At 64.9% G+C, this 17,758-nt stretch carries 16 protein-coding genes and 3 pseudogenes; 7 read left to right on the forward strand and 12 right to left on the reverse strand.

What is annotated here, in order from left to right; all coding sequences use genetic code 11:
- Positions 1–55 precede the first annotated feature (55 nt).
- The 3 genes from Q5701_RS15225 to Q5701_RS15235 all read left to right on the forward strand — a co-directional run bounded on the left by Q5701_RS15225 (position 56) and on the right by Q5701_RS15235 (position 3,717).
- Positions 56–1,129: a class I SAM-dependent methyltransferase gene (locus Q5701_RS15225; protein WP_306751846.1), complete on the forward strand. Its 1,074-nt coding sequence runs from the start codon at positions 56–58 to the stop codon at positions 1,127–1,129.
- Positions 1,130–1,377: 248 nt separating this feature from the next.
- Entirely contained in the window at positions 1,378–1,896 is a 519-nt protein-coding gene (locus tag Q5701_RS15230; protein ID WP_306751847.1) for a calcium-binding protein, read from the forward strand.
- An 87-nt stretch (positions 1,897–1,983) separates the two neighbouring features.
- The gene (locus Q5701_RS15235) at positions 1,984–3,717 is read left to right on the forward strand and encodes a LuxR C-terminal-related transcriptional regulator (RefSeq protein WP_306751849.1); all 1,734 of its coding nucleotides are present in this window, start codon (positions 1,984–1,986) and stop codon (positions 3,715–3,717) included.
- A 518-nt stretch (positions 3,718–4,235) separates the two neighbouring features.
- Here the strand turns inward: Q5701_RS15235 and Q5701_RS15240 are convergent.
- A complete protein-coding gene (locus Q5701_RS15240; RefSeq protein WP_306751850.1) occupies positions 4,236–5,600 on the reverse strand; it encodes an amidase in 1,365 nt (454 codons plus the stop codon).
- A gap of 203 nt (positions 5,601–5,803) precedes the next feature.
- Here Q5701_RS15240 and Q5701_RS15245 point away from each other — a divergent pair, with 203 nt between their 5' ends.
- Positions 5,804–5,998 (forward strand): hypothetical protein, encoded by a 195-nt coding sequence (locus tag Q5701_RS15245; protein WP_234855670.1) that lies wholly within the window; start codon positions 5,804–5,806, stop codon positions 5,996–5,998.
- Between the two features lie 81 nt (positions 5,999–6,079).
- Here Q5701_RS15245 and Q5701_RS15250 read toward each other — a convergent pair whose 3' ends face one another.
- The 4 genes and pseudogenes from Q5701_RS15250 to Q5701_RS15265 all read right to left on the reverse strand — a co-directional run bounded on the left by Q5701_RS15250 (position 6,080) and on the right by Q5701_RS15265 (position 8,704).
- The gene (locus Q5701_RS15250) at positions 6,080–6,412 is read right to left on the reverse strand and encodes a hypothetical protein (protein ID WP_306751851.1); all 333 of its coding nucleotides are present in this window, start codon (positions 6,410–6,412) and stop codon (positions 6,080–6,082) included.
- A 408-nt stretch (positions 6,413–6,820) separates the two neighbouring features.
- The gene (locus Q5701_RS15255) at positions 6,821–7,324 is read right to left on the reverse strand and encodes a cell wall hydrolase (RefSeq protein ID WP_373568557.1); all 504 of its coding nucleotides are present in this window, start codon (positions 7,322–7,324) and stop codon (positions 6,821–6,823) included.
- 129 nt (positions 7,325–7,453) lie between these two features.
- On the reverse strand, positions 7,454–7,684 hold the full coding sequence (locus tag Q5701_RS15260; RefSeq protein WP_306751853.1) for a hypothetical protein: 231 nt from the start codon (positions 7,682–7,684) through the stop codon (positions 7,454–7,456).
- Positions 7,685–7,732: 48 nt separating this feature from the next.
- Positions 7,733–8,704 (reverse strand): annotated as a pseudogene (locus tag Q5701_RS15265) (IS5 family transposase).
- A gap of 128 nt (positions 8,705–8,832) precedes the next feature.
- On the opposite strand from Q5701_RS15265, the pseudogene Q5701_RS15270 reads away from it, so the two are divergent.
- The 3 genes and pseudogenes from Q5701_RS15270 (at position 8,833) to Q5701_RS15280 (ending at position 12,568) form a co-directional block, all read left to right on the forward strand.
- Positions 8,833–9,635: pseudogene (locus Q5701_RS15270) on the forward strand (IS5 family transposase).
- Positions 9,636–10,311: 676 nt separating this feature from the next.
- The gene (locus Q5701_RS15275; RefSeq protein ID WP_306609868.1) at positions 10,312–10,506 is read left to right on the forward strand and encodes a hypothetical protein; all 195 of its coding nucleotides are present in this window, start codon (positions 10,312–10,314) and stop codon (positions 10,504–10,506) included.
- Positions 10,496–12,568 carry a recombinase family protein gene (locus tag Q5701_RS15280; protein WP_306751855.1) on the forward strand — a complete coding sequence of 691 codons (2,073 nt, stop codon included), beginning with the start codon at positions 10,496–10,498 and terminating at the stop codon, positions 12,566–12,568. Before Q5701_RS15275 ends, Q5701_RS15280 begins: the two co-directional genes overlap by 11 nt.
- 23 nt (positions 12,569–12,591) lie before the next feature.
- Here the strand turns inward: Q5701_RS15280 and Q5701_RS15285 are convergent.
- The 7 genes and pseudogenes from Q5701_RS15285 to Q5701_RS15320 form a co-directional block, all read right to left on the reverse strand.
- A pseudogene (locus Q5701_RS15285) lies at positions 12,592–12,714 on the reverse strand (integrase core domain-containing protein); the annotation flags it as partial.
- A gap of 117 nt (positions 12,715–12,831) precedes the next feature.
- The gene (locus tag Q5701_RS15295; protein WP_306755426.1) at positions 12,832–13,170 is read right to left on the reverse strand and encodes a hypothetical protein; all 339 of its coding nucleotides are present in this window, start codon (positions 13,168–13,170) and stop codon (positions 12,832–12,834) included.
- On the reverse strand, positions 13,170–13,790 hold the full coding sequence (locus Q5701_RS15300; RefSeq protein ID WP_306751856.1) for a hypothetical protein: 621 nt from the start codon (positions 13,788–13,790) through the stop codon (positions 13,170–13,172). Before Q5701_RS15300 ends, Q5701_RS15295 begins: the two co-directional genes overlap by 1 nt.
- A gap of 85 nt (positions 13,791–13,875) precedes the next feature.
- Complete coding sequence (locus tag Q5701_RS15305; RefSeq protein ID WP_306751857.1) at positions 13,876–15,198, reverse strand: ATP-binding response regulator; 1,323 nt, start codon at positions 15,196–15,198, stop codon at positions 13,876–13,878.
- The gene (locus tag Q5701_RS15310; protein WP_306751858.1) at positions 15,188–16,357 is read right to left on the reverse strand and encodes an FIST N-terminal domain-containing protein; all 1,170 of its coding nucleotides are present in this window, start codon (positions 16,355–16,357) and stop codon (positions 15,188–15,190) included. Before Q5701_RS15310 ends, Q5701_RS15305 begins: the two co-directional genes overlap by 11 nt.
- Positions 16,354–17,061: a response regulator transcription factor gene (locus tag Q5701_RS15315; RefSeq protein WP_234854305.1), complete on the reverse strand. Its 708-nt coding sequence runs from the start codon at positions 17,059–17,061 to the stop codon at positions 16,354–16,356. Before Q5701_RS15315 ends, Q5701_RS15310 begins: the two co-directional genes overlap by 4 nt.
- 126 nt (positions 17,062–17,187) lie before the next feature.
- The gene (locus Q5701_RS15320; RefSeq protein ID WP_306751859.1) at positions 17,188–17,748 is read right to left on the reverse strand and encodes a cysteine hydrolase family protein; all 561 of its coding nucleotides are present in this window, start codon (positions 17,746–17,748) and stop codon (positions 17,188–17,190) included.
- Positions 17,749–17,758 lie beyond the last annotated feature (10 nt).

Below are 17,758 nucleotides of genomic sequence, written 5' to 3' on the forward strand. Positions count from 1 at the left end.
TCGCCAACCCGGCAACCGCAATGATGCGGGGGTGTTTTCTGGAAAGGAATGAACCATGGCACTGGACAAGCAGACGATCGACATGGCCCGGCTGGATGATCTGGTCGGCAAGGCTGTCTCGGAACTTGGCGCGGGATATGGTGGCGTGATGATCGCCATCGGCAACAGGCTGGGCCTGTACCGGGCCATGGCGGGCGTGGGGCCGATGACCAGCCACGAGGTCGCGCAGGTTGCCGGCTGCGCGGAACGCTATGTGCGCGAATGGCTGAACGGACAGGCGGCAGGGGGATACGTTGCCTATCATCCCGCCAGCCAGACCTATGAACTGACGCCCGAGCAGGCAGCGATCCTGGCCGACGATACCAGCCCGGTCTTCATGCCCGCTATCTGGGACGTCGTCGCCGCCGCCTGGGCCGATGCGGCACAGACGGCCCAGGCGATCAGGACCGGCAAGGGCGTGGCCTGGGGCGATCACGATGGCAGACTGCATTGCGGCGTCGCGGCTTTTTTCCGCAACGGCTATCGCGCCAGCCTGGTGCCGGAATGGCTGCCATCGCTGGAAGGCGTGGTGCCAAGGCTGCAGGCGGGCGCGCGGGTCGCGGATATCGGCTGCGGGCATGGGCATTCGACCCTTCTGATGGCCGAGGCTTTCCCGAACAGCCGCTTTCTGGGCATCGACACCCATCCCGCCTCGATCACTGCCGCGCGCGCCAATGCGCAGCAGGCGGGGCTGTCGGACCGGGTAGAGTTCCTGCTGGCCGATGCAAGGGCGCCGCTGCCAGGGGTCTTCGACCTGATCTGCTTCTTCGACTGCCTGCACGACTTGGGCTTTCCGGTCGAGGCGGCACGGCGCGCGCGCGAGGCACTGGCCCCCGACGGCACGCTGATGCTGGTCGAACCGGCAGCATCGGACCGGGTAGAGGAGAACCTGAACCCGATCGGGCGGATCTATTACACCGGATCGACCTGGCTGTGCTGCGCTCATGCCATTTCCGAGGAAGGCACGCATGTCCTGGGTGCGCAGGCGGGCGAGGCGCGGCTGGCGCAGGTTTGCCGCGAAGCAGGCTTCTCGCGCATCCGCAAGGCGACCCAGACGCCCTTCAACCTGATCCTGGAGGCGCGGCCCTGACCCCCGCCTGACCGGGGTCCGCCACCTTGCCGCAGCGCCGTGGGACGGTTGTGCGCAAGGGGCAGACAGACGTTGCAGGGCTTGGTTTGCAGACCAGGCCCTGCGACGTTTGAGGTTACTCTGGCGGCAGCCATAAATTCCCCAGGAATCCTGGCACGGCGTCTATCACCTGATAGATGCGCCGTCCGACACACAGACCCATGATCGCCGAGTCGATCTCGACTGCTTGTGCCTTAAGGGAGGACATCATGGCGATCAGATTTGCGGACAACGACGGCGGCGGGCTGACCGGATCAAGCAGCAAGGATCTGCTGTGGGGCGGCGACGGCGATGATATCATCCTCGGCCTGAACGGGGCCGACAACCTTTATGGCGGATATGGCGACGACAGCCTCGACGGAGGTTCGGGCTCCGATTATCTGCGGGGTGAGGCGGGGATAGACAGGCTGCGAGGGGGATCGGGCGCCGATGTGCTGGCGGGCGGATCGAACACCGACTATTTCATCTTCCGCGCCGCAGACGGCACCGCCACCGATACCATCCGGGATTTCAGGGTGGGAGAGGACCAACTGGTGCTTGGCGACGGGCTGCGGGTCAACGCGAATGCAAGCTTTCGGGCGGATGTCGATTTCGACGGCAGGACCGATACGGTGCTGACCCTGAGCAACGACGCGACCATCGTCCTGCTGGGTGTCAGAGGCAGCCAGAACTGGAGCCTTTCGGGTCCGAACGTCATGACCTTTGGCGAACTTGATCTTCTGGCCTGAGCGGCCCCCGCGGCCTGACTGCCGATCCCCGCGATTGGTGGTTGAGCGGACCGCCCTGGGGTGTGACACTGTTTTCCGGGAGGGGCCATGGAAAGCAAGGTTCAATCCTGGCAACTGGTCGAGCATCTCTTTGATGCCTCGGTCGGTCCCGAGCGCGTCGATGAACTGATCGCGTCCTGGGATGCGCAGATGGAACAGGTCGGGTTGAACCAGCCCAGCCTTGCGGACTTCGCCGGTCCTGGCTTTGCCCGCCAGATTGCCGGGGTTCTGCAGATCCTCGAGCAACTGCAGGCGGCCGAGATGCGCCAGGCCAACGACCTGCTGTCGTCGATCCTGGGGGCCGCGATGGTGCTGATGGCGGATGGTTCGGTCCTGGCGGCCAACGATGCGGCCCGGCGCCTTTTCTGCCTGGGACCGGGCTGTTCCGTCCGCCTGATGCCGGTTGACCGGGACGACCTCGACGCCTTGGAAACCCGTCTGACCGAGATCGCGGCCGGCACCTTGTCCGAGGATATCCTGCGGCTTCGCCCTGCCGGGTTCGACCATCCGGTCCTGGTGCATCTCAAGGCAATGAAGGGAGAGGGCAGCCGTCGGCGCGTGCTGGCGGTGACAAGCGAACTTGACTGGCCGCAGACCGTTCCGGAGTTTCTGGCCCGCGTCTTCAAGCTGACCCCTGCCGAGACCGAGGTGATGCGCCTGCTGGTCGGCGGCGGCACCGTTGCGGGCATTGCCGCCGCAACCGGCCGGGGCACGGGCACGGTGCGTTCGCAACTTCACGCGGTGCTGCAAAAGACCGGCACCCGCAATCAGGCCGAGTTGATGCGCCTGGCAGTCCTGCTGGTGCAGTCGGTGCCGGCAGGTGCAGAACCGGACCAAGCCCCTGCGATGCCCCAGCCCCATCAGCGATTCTTCAGGATGCCGGACGGTCGGCGCATCGAGGTGATGAGCTTTGGCGACCAGGCGGGACGGCCGGTGATATGGATGCAATCCACCTATGGGCTGTGGCGGCTGCCGCGTGCCGCCGAGGCGGATCTTGCCCGACGCCGCTTGAGGGTGCTGGTGCCCTTCCGCGCAGGCTATTGCGGCAGCGATCCCGCCCCGCCCGGCAGCCACCCCTTGGAGCTTGCGGTTGCCGACCTGCAGGACGTGATGCGCCAGCTTCGCCTTCCGCCCGCGGTCGTGGTCGCCCCTGGCGACGACATCCGCGTTGCGCTGATGCTGGCCAAGGCTGCGCCGGACCGGGTGCGCGCCATCTTTGCCATCGGTGCAGGCTTTCCGATCCTGAATGATGCCCAGCATCGCCGCCTGATCCCGGTGGCCCGGTTCACGCGGACCTGTTCCCGCTACAGCCCGAAGGTGCTGCCTTTCCTGATGCGCAGCATGCGCGGCGTGATCGCCTGCCATGGTCTCGACCGTTATCTGCATGGAATTGTGGCGCGCATCCCGGCCGATGCTCGGGCCATGGCTGATCCCGAGGTCGCGGCAGCCTTTCACGCCGGTGTCGAGAAGCTGTTCTTCACCGAGCCCTGGTCCGAGACCGCCTTTTGCGCCGAGGTGCCGCTGTTCCACGAGGACTGGCCCGACGGCCTGGGCCATGTCGCCTGCCCCGTCACCCTGATCCATGGCCATCAGGACGGCAACGCGCCCTTTGAAACCGCGCTTGAATACTGCGCCATGTATCCCGAATGGCGCTGCGTCGCCTGGCCGGACGAAGGCGAACTTGTGGCCCATGTCCACTGGCCCCAGGTGCTTGATATGGTCGGGCAGGCCTGGGCACCGACGGTGCCGCCCGACCCACGGTCCTGCTTGCCGCCCGGCTGAATTGCGGCCCCATGATGCGGCATCCATCACCTGATAGATGATCGAGGCACGGGAATATCCGATCCTGAACGCGTGGCTGGATGATGCCAGCCATGCCGGATCGGCCTTCGGGCCGGTTGCGGCTTTCCAAGCAATGTCGTTTCAGGCCGGCCCGGTCACGTCATCCGGGCGGTCGCTTTCAAGGATTGTGGTGATGATTGAACTTTTGATCTCTGCCTGCCTGACCACCGGGCCGGTTTGCAGGGACTTCTCCCTTCTTTTCGATAACCGAGAGGTCTCTCTGATGACCTGCATGATCAGCGGGCAGGCCGTTATCGCCCCCCGGGCAGCAGGGCAATCCCGAATGGCAGGTGCAGCGCTGGCTGTGCCGCCACGCCGAGAGGCGCGAAGTGTCGCTCTGACTGGGGCGTCATGGCAGCAGCTTCGGCCTTGGGAAAGGGCGTCAGGACATAGCAGGTGGCACGGACCACCAAGTCAGATTGCCCCGGTCCCCAAAACAGGATCGCCAAGTCCCGGTTTTAGGGGCTTGGCGCGCGCTTGATCCAGGTGGTGGCCGTCTCGTATTCGCGTCCCAGATTCAGGATCGCAGCATCCTGGCCGCGATGGCCGATCAGTTGCAGGCCCATCGGCGTGCCCGCCGGGCCAAATCCGGCCGGTACGCAAAGGGCGGGAAGCCCCGTCAGCGATGCGGGCACCACGACCTCCATCCAGCGGTGATAACTGTCCATGACGGTTCCGGCGATCTCGCGCGGCCAGGACCAGTCGGCGTCAAAGGCGAAAAGCTGCGCCGATGGCAGGGCCAGGACATCGACCTCCAACCCGGCGGTGCGGCGGAACCAGTCGGACCGGATGGTGTTGGCCCGGCGGATATCTGCGGGGGACAAGGCAAGGCCACGTTCGATTTCCCACCGCAGTTCGGGCTTGACCATGTCGGGCGACGTGCGCAGCAGGGCTTCCAGGTTGCCGGCGATGGTCCAGCTGCGCAGGGTGGTCCAGGCCTCCCACAGCGCCTCGGCCGGTAAGGGGGGCTGGATGGCGGTGACCTGGTGGCCCATCCCCTCGAACACGCGCATTGCCGCCTCGCAAAGATCAAGGACGCCCGGCTCGGTCGAATAGGCACCGCCCCAGTCAGCCGCCCAGCCGATGCGCAGCTTTCGGCCCGGTGCCTGGGGACGATAGGGACCGCTGGAATGCGGATGGCGCGGATCATGTTCGGACTGGATCGCCAGAAGCAGTTCAAGGTCGCGGATCGACCGCGCCATCGGTCCTTCCGTGGACAGTTGCGCCAGGAACATATCCCCCGGCCCACCGTTCGCCACTAGGCCATAGCTGGGGCGAAATCCAAAGACGTTGTTCCACCCCGCAGGATTGCGCAGCGATCCCATCATGTCGGACCCGTCGGCAAGCGCCACCATGCGGCTGGCCAAGGCCGCACCGGCGCCCCCGCTGGATCCGCCTGCGGAACGCGTGGGGTCATAGGGATTGCGCGTCACGCCATAAACCGGGTTATAGCTGTGCGAGCCAAGCCCGAATTCCGGCGTGTTGGTCTTGCCGATGATCACCGCCCCTGCCCTGCGCAGCCGCGCCACCATCGGACTGTCGGCGGCCGGAACATGGTCGCGGAAGGCGGGCGAGCCATAGGTGGTGACGATCCCCGCCGTTTCGGCCAGATCCTTGATCGCCATGGGCAGACCCTGCAGCGGACCCGGCGGCGCCCCCTCGGCCTCGGCCAGCAGCGTGTCGCGGTCGCGCAGCGCCACGATGGCGTTGATCGCCGGATTGGCCTTGTCGATCCGGTCCAGCGTTTCTGCCATCAGTTCTCGGGCGGTAAGTGTTCCGGCACGCAGGGCCGCCAGTTGGTGGGTCGCGTCATGATCAATCATGCCGCCATTCATGCGCAGCAGCAGGACGGGGTCAATACGGTGCCGTCCACGGCGCTTTGGGCCGTGTTCATAACGGCGCGCTCGGAGGAATCACGCGCTGCATTGCCCAGGGTTTGGAGCCGGCGGCAGCCCAGACGCGTTGCTGGTCGCGGGGGCCAGGTGATTGCCTTCCTCTGCAACAGGAACCGCCAAGGAGAGATCGGATGGGTCTGTTTGTCATTGCCATGGGCGCTGCGCCGCACATGAAGCTGTCACGAGGGGGGCGAGAGTTCAGTTCCGTCGAGGCCCCCATGCCCTTCGACAGCCACGATGCGGCCTATGATTATCTGCTGCGACACAATGATGAGGATCCGCTGAAAGGCGTCCGCGCGGAAATCCTCGAGGACTTGTCCTTGTAGGATCCGGGGCTGCGTGGGCTGGGCAGTGCGGGCACATCGGCAGCCGGGGGTTCAACACCCCGAGCCTCGGTCGTGCAGCGTTCACGGCAGCCAGATCTCGATAGTGCCCCGGCGCGGCGACGGCCGAAAGAACGTGAAGTCGGACGGGGTTTCCCCCCCTCCTCCGCTCAGGGCCAGGCTGATCTGGGCGGATGCTTCTCGGTCGGCGGCGTGGAAATAGCGGATGCTTTGCCGTTCCACTGCATACCTGACCGGGCGCGTTTCCACCTCGGCGGTGCCCAATGCCCGCAAAAGGCGGACGATTTCCTCGGCACGCTCAAATCCCCCTCGCTCGGGATAGTGGATCACGACGCGGGCCTGGGCCAGGGTCCGGGATGGCTCGGCTTCGGCAACCGCAGCACGGGGCCGGTCCACAGGAGGGCGCTCGACCCGCGAGGCAGGGCGAGGTTCGGGTGCTGGTTCGGGTACCGGTGCTGGTGCTGGTGCGGTTTCGATGGTTCTTCCCGGCAGATGCCGCCAGATCTCCTGTGCCGTTGGAAAACTTCCTTCGCTCTGCTGCGCATCTGCCTGTGCTGCCACAAGGCAGACCATCGCGGTCATAGCCACCAGCCGAGCATTCAGACATCTTCTCCGTTGCGCCATTCTCCAGCCTCGATCTCGTTAAACACACACCTGGCAACAGTCATCAGACAAGCGGGCGACGCTTTCTGGTCACGCCCCGGCGTTGCAGGGCACGATGATACGCCGATTTTCCTGTGCTTCCACCCGCCAGACCGCCATGCGCGACATTCCGCGCCGGCCTGATCTGTCAAGGCCGTGGCGTCACCGCCCCGTGATCCCCTCGATCGGGGGCAGCGGAAAAGGCTGGCGCACCAGTTCCGGTTTGCGCCGCTCGTAAAAGGCGTTGCCGCCCGTTGTCAGCACATAGTGCATATTGTCGTAATTGGCGCGATAGCTGGCCGTGTGGAAGAACTGGGCATCCCCGATCATAGGATGGCGTTCGCCGCGCAACACCGAAACGGCCGCGCTGCGGATCATCGGGGCCGAACGCGCGTCCATGCGGCGCTTCATCACGCCGCGGGCAAACTGGTTCTTCTGCCCGACGACGCCGCAGACGGACCGGGGATAGCGGCCTGATTCGACGCGGTTCATCACCACGCTGCCCACCGCCACCATCCCGTCCCGGCTGGAGCGGTTGGATTCAAAATACATCGCCCGCTCCATGCATTCGAGTTCCGACGGCCCTCCGAACATCCCGCAGCCCGATAGCGCCGCCACGGCGGCAATTGCGGTCACCAAGCTTGCCGCAGCACGGCCAGATCTCATCGGCACGGTCCCCAAGTTTGTTTTGCGGCACCTTGGCGCAGGCAAAGGCGGACGGCAAGCCGCGCGGGTTAGAGGAAAGCAGAGTTGCCGTGAAGGAAACTTGGTGGAACGAGGGCTGGCTCCGCAGGTTCATGCCAGCGTGAAAATCTGTATCACGATTGTGCGGCCCCGGTCATTGGCATTGCCCAGCAGGCGCAGGCCCCCTTGCAGACCAAGCGCCGCTGCGGTCCCCTCGCCCGCGATCAGGGGGACGCCTATCTCTTTTGTCATACCTTCCAGCCGCGTGGCCAGGTTTACCGCTTCGCCGATCGCAGAACAGTCGAAGCGGGCGCCCGAACCCATGTTGCGCGGAACAAGCATTGTTGCAGACCTCACCTTTGGAGGTGAGTTCCCCTTACCCCACTGATCTTATGCCACGCGCTTGATCTCGGCGATGCCGAGTGCGTTGAGGCGGTTCGTGAGTGCAACACGGAGGTAAACTTCGGCGGTTTGTCTGTCCGGGTCTCGTGAGGCAATCCGCTCGCCGAAGGATTTGAAGCAGCGCATTCTTACTTCGATCCAACTTCAGACGCGATAGCCGTACCAATGTTTCCATTTGGCCCGAGCGAAGCGTCTGCTCGCCCGCAGGATGTCGTTGCGGGCAGGCTGGAAGCAGTCTTCCGTCCACAGGCGTCCGTTCTTGCGGATGGGGATGACGGCGGTACCGCCGCGATCCAGGATGGCCGTATGGCAACGCCGGGTGTCAAAGGCACCTTCGCCAGTCACGGTGCCGATCTGTTCGTCGGGTGGGATCTTATCCAGCAGGTCGGGCAGCAACGCGCTGTCATCCTCACGGCTCGAGGTAACTCCACCGCCCGGATGTCACCGGTGCCTGTATCCATCGCCAGATGAACCTTGCGGTATTGACGCCTGCGGTGCGTGCCGTGTTTGCGCGCCAGCCATTCTCGTTCATCGGTCTTACGCGGCCCCACTGCGGCCACGGTGCCTCTTGACCCCAAAAGCTTGATCCCGGTGCTGTCCACCAGAAGGTCCAGCGGTCCTGACGTGCGGCGTCTTGATCTCTGAACGGCAAGCGTCTTCTGTCTGCGGCTTGAGCCGTAGAGAAGTCCGAACCGGCCAGTCGAGCCCGGCCATCTTGAGGATGCTGGCCACCGTGGCTGTTGTTTGCCGCAGCGGCATGCCAAAGAGCACCTTTACCATCTGGCAGAACTGGATCACCGCATTGGAGAACACAGGCGGGCGGCCGGGACGCCCCGCCCTGTTCTCCAGCCACATCATGTCCTTGTCCAGCCAGATCAGCAGCGATCCGAGCCGCCTCAAAGCATCATTGCAGGACGTCCAGTTCGTCGTGCGGTAGCGGACAGGTTCAGGCTTCGTCATGCCAGGATGCTTACCCTACAGCAGCACCCGCGTGATCCTCATTCGGGCGAGTTCTGCAGCAACGCCATAGATATCTCCCATTGCTTTTAGAGCGTCTCACAAACCTGCTGTTCATGCGTTGAGAGGCCATGAGCAAACCCCTTGTATCTGATAATCTGTGGGAGGCCATTGCGCCGCTTCTGCCAAGGAAGCGGCCGAAGCCAAAGGCCGGCTGCCCTTGATGCAATGGCCGACTGGCCCTGACCGGCATCATCTTCATTCTGCGTTCCGGTATTCCCCGGGAGATGCTGCCACGTGAGTTTGGCTCCGGCATGACCTGTGGGCCGCAGGCTGCGTGGCTGGCAGGCAGCCGGGGTCGGGACTAGGCTTCACCGCGTTCTTCTGAAGCGCCTTTCTGATGCGGGACAACTGGACTGGAGTCGCGCATTCCTCGACAGCGCTGCCGTTGAGGCGAAAAAGGGGGGTGCTGAAACAGGCCCGAACCCCAAGGATCGTCGGCCAAACCGGGTTTGAGGCGCCATCTTGTGGTCGATGGGCGGGTCACACCGCTCGGGGTGCGGCTGAGCCCGGCCAACCGGCGCGACAGCATGATGCTGGCACCCACTCTGGATGCCGTGCCGGGAGTGCGCCACGGTCGTGGACGTCCGCGTAGTCGGCCCTGACACGCTCCACCCCGACAAGGCCTAGGATCATCACCGTTGCCGGAGCGAATGCCGAAAACGCGCCTTCACGCCCCGCATTGCCAGACGGCGCGCCGACAGCAGCGAAAGACTGAGCCGGCATTGCTGGGTCGTCGAGCGGACACTGGCATGGCTCAACTGCTTTTGCCGCCTCGCCATCCGTTATGAGCGGCGCACCGACATCCACGAGGGCCTTCGTGCTCCTTGGCTGCGCCCTCATCTGCCTCAACCAGATCCGAAGGTTTCGTTAGGTGCTCTTAAGCAACATTCTTTACTCCATATCGTCTGCATTCTTGAAACCGATGACCTTTTTGCGTGTCGCCCCTGCTCTGCCCCCTGGAAACTGGACCGCCGGATGCTGGAGTTTTCCGGCTTGGTCAGGACGAAGCGCTGGCTGCGTCGCCGGGATAATGCAGCGTGAACGGGACCTTGTACCCGATCGCACTATGGGGCCGGTCTTCGTTGTACAACTCGATCACAGAACGCCCACAGGACTGATGAGTGTGAGCTTCTCTATCCGTGGCATCCGTGGGCCGGCCGACAGGTTTATGTCCACGCGGTCGTTGAGAACAACTCGATCACAGAACGCCCACAGGACTGATGAGTGTGAGCTTCTCTATCCGTGGCATCCGTGGGCCGGCCGACAGGTTTATGTCCACGCGGTCGTTGAGAAGGCCAGCCAGCCGGCATTCCGTTGTAGCCTGACCGGCATTGCGTCTGATCGCTGGCTGGAGATCCCCGCGTGGATGTTTGATCGGGCCACCAGCCAATCCTGGCACCTCAGGTCTGCTCCGGTTGCGTCGATTGCGACCCTGGCGGGCTTGGCGGCAGTGCTGAACGACGCGGTGGCGGCCCGCGACAGGCCATCGGAATTGCGAGATTCGGGCGCAACATCGAACTCCCTATCGGTAATTCCGGGAGATGCTCATGCCGCGCCGAACGCCACCGCAGCAACTCGACCTCTTCGATCCGCCCTGCGCCGCGGGATCGCTTCCAACGCCGCAATGGCAGAGCCTGCCCGACGAGGCGCGGCTGACGCTGACCACGTTGATGACCCGCCTGATCCTCGACCACGCCGACGGCGCGGACAGGCAGCGGAAGGAGGCGGGACATGATGCATGAGAAGATTGGCCCGCATCATCTGGAACGCAAGGCGATCCTCTACGTGCGGCAATCCTCGACGCACCAGGTGCTGCACAACCGTGAGAGCAGCACCCTGCAATATGCGATGCGCGACCGGCTGACGGCGTTCGGCTGGTCCTCCATCGAGACCATTGACGACGATCTTGGTCGCTCGGCTGCGGGTGGTGTGACACGGGCCGGTTTCGACAGGATGGTGGCCGAGGTTTGCCTGGGCAAGGTCGGTGCGGTTGCGGCACGCGAGGTGTCCCGCTTCGCGCGCAACAGCCGTGACTGGCAGCAGCTGATCGAGATGTGCCGGGTCGTGGACACTGTCCTGGTTGACCAGGAGGCCGTTTATGCGCCACGCCAGAGCAACGACCGTCTGCTTCTCGGCCTGAAGGGCAGCCTCAACGAGTATGAGCTCGACCTGCTGCGGCAACGCTCACTGGCCGCCCGATACGAGAAGGCCCGACGCGGTGAGTTGGTCGTCGCGGCCCCGATCGGTTTTGTGAAGGCCGGCGACAGACTGGAGAAGGATCCCGATCGGCGCGTGCAAGAGGCCATCGTCCTTGTCTTTGACAAGGTGGCCGAGCTCGGCAGCGCACGGCAGGCTCTGCTCTGGTTCCTGGAGCATGGTCTGGATCTGCCGGCCCGACGCGCCAATGGTGATGTCGTCTGGCGCCGGCCAACCTATGCCACCATCCATCGGATGGTCGAGAATCCGGTCTACGGCGGCGCCTATGCTTATGGTAAGACTTGCGTGATGCCGAAGCACGATGCGACCGTTCCACGAACAGGCAGCCGCCGAAAGCCACGCAGCGATTGGCTGGCGCTGAAGCCCGGAGCGCATGAAGGCTATGTCAGTTGGGAACGGGCAGAAGCGATCCGCACGATGGTCAGCAATAACGTCCCCTCAAGCCGCCATCATGGAGCGCCCAAGCACGGCGAGGCACTGCTGGCCGGCCTGTTGCGCTGTCGGCGCTGCGGCCGCAAGCTGACGCTCCGCTACACTGGCGTCAATCACACCATCCCGCGCTATTCCTGCTGGCGGGGTCTGCTCGACAACGGCGAGCCGCGTTGCATTGCCTTCGGCGGCTTGCGGGTCGACGATGCCATTGAGCAGGCATTGCTGCGGGTGGTCGAACCCGGAGCAATCGCTGCCGCCATGGAGGCCGAGACGCAGGCTGCCAGCCGCCGGGATCAGGTTCGCGAAGCTCTGGTGCGCGATCTCGAGGCTGCCCGCTACCACGCCGATCGGGCATTCCGGCAATACGATGCCGCCGATCCTGCGAACCGGCTGGTGGCCGGAGAGTTGGAGACGCGGTGGAACCGTGCCCTCACGCAAGTCGCAACGGTCGAGGCCAGGATTGCGGAGCACGATGCCGCCGCCCCAGGATCATCTTCCCTGGCGGCACTCGACACCAGCAAAATTGGGACGAACCTTCGGGCGGTCTGGGCGGCACCGACAACGGAAGCCCGGCTCAAGAAGCGGATTGTCCGCACCGTCATCCAGGAGGTGGTTGCCGATCTCGACGATACAGCCTCCGAGATCGTTCTGCTGGTCCACTGGATCGGCGGTGCGCATACAGAGCTGCGCCTGCCGAAGCGGCGCCGGGGTCAGCGCAACAGCACCGCTTCCGAGACCATCGCCGCGGTGCGCCAGCTGGTGCTCATTGCCTCCGACGATCTGATTGCCGGCATCCTCAACCGAAACGGCCTACTGACAGGCCATGGCAACCGCTGGACACGCGAGCGGGTCACGTCCCTCCGCTCGCATCACAAGATCCCGGTCTTCCGCCCAGCTCCCGATGGTATCGAACCGTGGCTCAATCTAACCGATGCTGCGCGCCTGCTCGGCATATCGGCGAAGACATTGAGGATCGCGGCCGAGACCGGAGTGGTCAAAGGCGATCATCCCCTTCCCGACGGACCGTGGCTCTTCAGCCGGTCCGAACTTGCCACACCACAGGCACAACACGTCGCTTTCGAGGCCAAGCAAAGGGCAAAACACCCCGCAGGACCGCATCCCGACCAGAAGAACCTATTCCCCTCAACAACATAGAGAGATGGGTGTTATGCAGCAGCGTTGTAGTGGTATCGCCAGAGGGCCAGCTTGCGGCGGGCATCGGCCAGGCTATCGAAGATTTCCTCGTTGAGGCATTCGTCGCGCAGGCTGCCGTTGAAGGACTCGATGTAGCCGTTCTGCTGCGAACCTACGATCAACTATGGGCTGCGGTCGGCCAGGTCTGCGATCTGTTCTCCGACGAGGAATGCTACAACTACTTCAAAGCCGCAGGGTACGAGGTCGATTGAATGCAACAGGCTCTAGAAGCAGAGGATCTCGGCCTCGGCCTCGGCACGTTTCAGATCTGCGACCACATTGGTCAGTTGCGGCATGCTTTTGAACATGCCGGCACGCTCGCCCGTCGTCTGCTGCATCCGCAGAACCGTTTCGGCCTCGACATAGCCGTCATAGGGCAGCACCTCGGCGATCTGGTCGATGGCGCAGGAACAGCGGTCCAGCATATCGCGGGTCTGGCCGTTCGTGGCCATGCAGGCAAAGACATATTCGGCCCGCGCATTGGTCGGATAATCGTTGACCGCCTGGGCATGAACGGGGGCAGCCGTGCCCATCGCCAGGGCAAGCGCGATAAGCCGCACCATCATTGCAGCGCCATCCGGTTGAGATAGCCCGGCTGCGTGCCCGGGGCTTCGGCGCGCAATTCGCGAATCGGCTGCTTGGGATCATCCAGCACGAAGGTCAGGGTCAGCGTCTCGAAACCGCCCATCCGGGCGGCATTCGGATCCCCGGCAAAGGGCGCAAAGGTCGCCACGGATCCGTCGCCGGACTGCGTGATCTTACCGCCCTGGAACAGCGCCTCCTTGATGCGGTTGCGGATATAATAGGGGCTGCCGCCGGTCAGCCGCGCCATGTGGCTGGAGGTTTGTTCCAGAAAGAAGGTCAGCACCGGATCCCCGCCCGAAACCGGGAAAGGCCCGATCTGGCGCGTCCGCGCGTCCGTCTTCTGGGTCAGTTGCAGGATCGGCTGCTGGTCCGACGGATCGATGGCCTGAGCCAGGGTCACGCTGCCGTCGTCGATGCGCTGAAAGCCCTCGGCCTCGGGGCCTTCGACTTCGACGGTCCAGCGAAGTTCCTGCCCGTCCAGCGACCAGGGGCCGCGCTCGGCAAAGACGGCATCCCCGGCCTCGCCCGCAAGGACATGGCCCGCAGACAGCGCGGACAGGCCCAGCCACAGGGCCGCGGCAATGGCTATTCTCATCATATCCCTCCCAATTCCGGGGTCAGAGTTGCGCCACCGGGGGCCAAGGACAAGCCCACCCCCCGGCGCTTCGGCCTTTGGTCGCAGTTCATGCCAGGATCTCGCCCAGAATCTCGGCCAGCTCCCCGGGGCGAACGGGCTTTTCCATCAGATGCACCTGCATGGCCGCGCAGCTGCGGGCGATCTGGGGATCGCGATGCGCGGTAACCATCACCGCCGGGATCGCCTGCCCTGCCGATTGTCGCAAAGCCGCGATGGCATGAACGCCCGTGTCGCCGTTTTCCAGGGCGTAATCGGCCAGGATCACATCGGGCGGATCGTCGCCCATGGTCGCGAGGGCCTCGGCCGTGCCGCTGGTGACGCGGGCCACCATGCCCAGCCGGTCACGCAGGATCATCTCGTACCCGCGCTGCATCCCCTGGTCGTTTTCCACCACCAAGGCCACGCGCCCGCGCAGGGGCAGGGTGGCGCGGGCAGGCCTGTCGGGGCAGGCCGGGCCGTCGCGCTGCACAAGGGGCAGGCCCACGCGGAACACCGTGCCGCGCATCGCCTCGGAATCGAGGCGGATCGGGTGATCCAGCTTTGCGCAGGCGCGGCGCACGATAGACAGGCCCAGGCCCATGCCGGGGATGCGGGCGTCGTTTCCAAGGCGCTGGAACTCGTCGAATATCCGGTTGCGGTCCACGGCCGGAATGCCCACGCCCGTATCATAGACGCAGAGCCAGCACAGCAAACCGCGTTTGCGCGCCCCCACCACCACGCCGCCGCGATGGGTGTACTTGATGGCGTTCGACACCAGGTTCTGCGCAATCCGGCGCAGGAACACCGGGTCGCTTTCGACAACGGCATCGGTCGGCACAAAGGACATCCGCAGCCCCTTGGCCTCGGCCAGGGGGGCGTATTCGATGGCCAGCTTGCGGAACAATTCGCCCAAGGGGACAGGCTGGCGGTGGAACTCGATCCGCTGGCTGTCCAGGCGAGAGATGTCCAGAACCGCGTGCATCAACTGTTCCACCGATTCAAAGGCGCCCCCCAGCCGACCGGTCAGTTCGGACTGAAGTTCGGTCATTGGCGTGTCGGTCAGCATCGACAGGAACAGCCGCGCGGCCGACAAGGGTTGCAGCAGGTCATGGCTGGCCGCGCGCAGGAAGCGCGTCTTGGAGCGGTTCGCCTCTTCCGCACTGGCGCGGGCCACGGCCAGTTCGCGGTTGCGCTGCGACAGGTCGGCAAGCGCGCGTTCCAGGTCGCGGGTGCGGGCCATTACCTCTTGTTCCAGGGCCACGGCGGCCTGGAACATCGACCAGGCGGATCCGCGGGATTCCTCCAGTCGATCAATGCGGTCGATCAGAACCTGGTTGATGCGCACCAGCTTGTCGATCCGGCGTTCGTTGCTGTCGTCGTCACGCAGCACGGGGGGCCGTCGGATCGGTGCCGGGCATGAAGGCCAGGCCCACGAAGGTCTGGTTCACGTGCATCCCGCTGTGCTGTTCGCCATAGGTATTGAAGCCCGCCACCCGATAGCGGATCAGCAGGTCGGACATCTGGTCGCCCAGGCCTTCGCGTTCCAGGGCCAAGCGGCGCAGGATGCAGTCGAAGCCCAGCACCATCAGCGGCGGACGGGGCAGGGATGCCAGCGCCTCGGCAAAGCCCTGGGTCATGTCCTCGGCCCGGCCAAGGGTCAGAACGGTCCCGGTGTCGATGGCCGACATCAGCGACAGCCCGCCATCCTCGGTCTGCGCGCTGATGGCGCGGACATGATGATGGCGGCCCATGCGCAGCAGCAATGGATGGCGGGCGAATTCGCTAGGCGTCAGCGCATCGGGGGCAATGCCGGTCAGACGGGCATATTCGGCCGCCGCCGGTTCGGCGTTCAGTTCCAGGATGCGGCGCTTTTCGGGGATGGCGGCGGTGACGACCACGCGGGTGGCGGTCGGGCTGAAATGGGCGAAGGTGACTTCGCTGACGGCAAGATCCGTTTCGACCAGCAGGAAGACGGCGGCATTGGTGATGACCTGGCCCTGGGCCAGCAGCCAGGTCTGGCGGAAGGACAAGCCGTCGCCTGCCGACCCGCCCAGGGTGGGCACGGACGGCAGGGCCGCGTCGATGGTAGCGACAAGCACGTCTTCCTGACCGGCCAGTCCATCGACCAGCAGCAACCCGAACAGCGACCGCTGCGGGTCGGGACCAAATCCCGCGTGCAGGCGTCGCAGCGCCGCCATCCAGTCCGATACCGGCAGGGCATCCAGCCGCGGCAGGACCAGGGCCGTGGCGCGAAAGTGGGCCGAAGGAAAGCCGATGGCCACGATGCTGTCCGTGGCATAGCCCGCAGGCCCGATTTCGCCGGCGGACGAACAGCCCGCGATCACGCAGCCGTCGGGCAGGCCCGCCCGCAGCACGGCGTCAAGCGCAGTCAGATCCGAACCGTCGGCGCCAAAGACCAGGACCAGGCCCGGATCGGCTCCGCGCAGGCCGTCCAGCAGGACACGGCCGGGGTCGGCCCCCTTGCGGTCGGCCTGCACGGCCACCGGCCCGGTGGCGCCCTCCTTCGCAGCCGGGCCGGTATCCATCATCCCGCCTCGAACAGACGGACCGTGTTGGCAAGCAGCACCGCCTGGGTGCGGCGGCGAGCGTTGATCTTGGACATGATGGCGGTGATGTGGGTCTTTACCGTCGCCTCGGCGATGGACAGGTCATAGCTGATTTCCTTGTTCGCCTTGCCCTGGCAGATCAGCCGCAGGATCTTCATCTGCTGCGGCGTCAGGGTGGCAAAGCGCCGGGCCAGTTCCGCCTTGGCCCCGTCATCCGCATCCGCCTGGTCGGGGGCATAGCCTTCGGGGGTGACGCGTTCGCCCTCCCACATCCGGCGCAGGCTGTCCACCAGGGCCTCTCGGCCCAGGGACTTGCTGATATAGCCCTGCGCCCCCGCCGCCATCGCGGCCCCGATCATGGCACCGTCCATGTCGGCGGAAATCATCGTGATGGGCACGTCGGGCAATTGGCGGCGCAGCGTCACGATGCCTTCGGATCCGCGCGCGTCGGGCAGGTTCAGATCCAGGATCACCGCGTCCGGGGCACCCTGCGCCTTGATCCCGTCCAGGGCCGCGCCCAGGCTGCGCGCGGTGCGCACGTTCTTCAGGCCGAAGCTGATCTTCAGGGTCAGCGCAAGCGCGTCGCACATCAGCGGGTGGTCGTCCACGATCAGGATTTCACGCACCTGATCGGCGCTTTGCCGTGGCGTCTGCGGCGAACGGGCCTGCATGGCTGCGGCTGTCATGAGATATCCTCCTCGGATGGTGCCGCAGTCTCCCCCCTGCGGCATTCCTGTTCAAGTGTAGGGTACTGCTTGCGCAAAGCAAGCCTGCTTCTGCGACAAAGGTCGTGGTCCGCCGACAGGCGCCGTTCAGCCCGCGGACTGGCCCGCAATCCAGTCTTTCGCATCCGTTACAGTGGCATAGCCAAAGGCAAGCCCGCTCATCATGGCGGCATGGACCTGGGCTGCGGGTACGGTGGTTCCCTGGAATTCCAGATCCCGGGTCGCGCAGGCGTCCGAGATCACCGTGGTTTGATAACCTAGGTCGGACGCCGCGCGGGTGGCTGCGTCGATGCACATATGGCTCATGGCGCCGACGATCACGACCTGCTCGATGCCGTTGTCGTCCAGGATGCGCTTCAGATCGGTATCCTTGAAGGCGTTGACCTGGTTCTTGGTCACGATGATCTCGTTTCCCTGCGGGGCCGCGGCGGGATTGATGTTTGCCCCTTCGCTGCCGGGGTGGAAGAACGGCGCCGAGGCATCGGGAAACTCGTGGCGCACATGAACGATCAGATCGCCACGGTCCCGTGCGGCATCCAGCACGGCGCGCGCCCTTTCGGCGGCCTGTTCCATCCCCTCCAACGGGAATTTCCCGCCGGGGAAATAGTCGTTCTGGATATCGACGGCGATGGTGGCGCGTTTGGTCATGGCGGCTTCC

Origin of the sequence: Paracoccus actinidiae (genome assembly GCF_030863885.1) — a bacterium.
GTDB classification, from domain to species: Bacteria; Pseudomonadota; Alphaproteobacteria; order Rhodobacterales; family Rhodobacteraceae; genus Paracoccus; species Paracoccus everestensis.

What these genes read in the sequence shown, in the direction of transcription:
- Q5701_RS15225 (WP_306751846.1), top strand. Translation starts at nt 56, where the DNA reads ATGGCACTGGACAAGCAGACGATCGACATGGCCCGGCTGGATGATCTG.
- Q5701_RS15230 (WP_306751847.1), top strand. Translation starts at nt 1,378, where the DNA reads ATGGCGATCAGATTTGCGGACAACGACGGCGGCGGGCTGACCGGATCA.
- Q5701_RS15235 (WP_306751849.1), top strand. Translation starts at nt 1,984, where the DNA reads ATGGAAAGCAAGGTTCAATCCTGGCAACTGGTCGAGCATCTCTTTGAT.
- Q5701_RS15240 (WP_306751850.1), bottom strand. Translation starts at nt 5,600, where the DNA reads ATGATTGATCATGACGCGACCCACCAACTGGCGGCCCTGCGTGCCGGA.
- Q5701_RS15245 (WP_234855670.1), top strand. Translation starts at nt 5,804, where the DNA reads ATGGGTCTGTTTGTCATTGCCATGGGCGCTGCGCCGCACATGAAGCTG.
- Q5701_RS15255 (WP_373568557.1), bottom strand. Translation starts at nt 7,324, where the DNA reads ATGAGATCTGGCCGTGCTGCGGCAAGCTTGGTGACCGCAATTGCCGCC.
- Q5701_RS15260 (WP_306751853.1), bottom strand. Translation starts at nt 7,684, where the DNA reads ATGCTTGTTCCGCGCAACATGGGTTCGGGCGCCCGCTTCGACTGTTCT.
- Q5701_RS15275 (WP_306609868.1), top strand. Translation starts at nt 10,312, where the DNA reads ATGCCGCGCCGAACGCCACCGCAGCAACTCGACCTCTTCGATCCGCCC.
- Q5701_RS15280 (WP_306751855.1), top strand. Translation starts at nt 10,496, where the DNA reads ATGATGCATGAGAAGATTGGCCCGCATCATCTGGAACGCAAGGCGATC.
- Q5701_RS15295 (WP_306755426.1), bottom strand. Translation starts at nt 13,170, where the DNA reads ATGGTGCGGCTTATCGCGCTTGCCCTGGCGATGGGCACGGCTGCCCCC.
- Q5701_RS15300 (WP_306751856.1), bottom strand. Translation starts at nt 13,790, where the DNA reads ATGATGAGAATAGCCATTGCCGCGGCCCTGTGGCTGGGCCTGTCCGCG.
- Q5701_RS15310 (WP_306751858.1), bottom strand. Translation starts at nt 16,357, where the DNA reads ATGATGGATACCGGCCCGGCTGCGAAGGAGGGCGCCACCGGGCCGGTG.
- Q5701_RS15315 (WP_234854305.1), bottom strand. Translation starts at nt 17,061, where the DNA reads ATGACAGCCGCAGCCATGCAGGCCCGTTCGCCGCAGACGCCACGGCAA.
- Q5701_RS15320 (WP_306751859.1), bottom strand. Translation starts at nt 17,748, where the DNA reads ATGACCAAACGCGCCACCATCGCCGTCGATATCCAGAACGACTATTTC.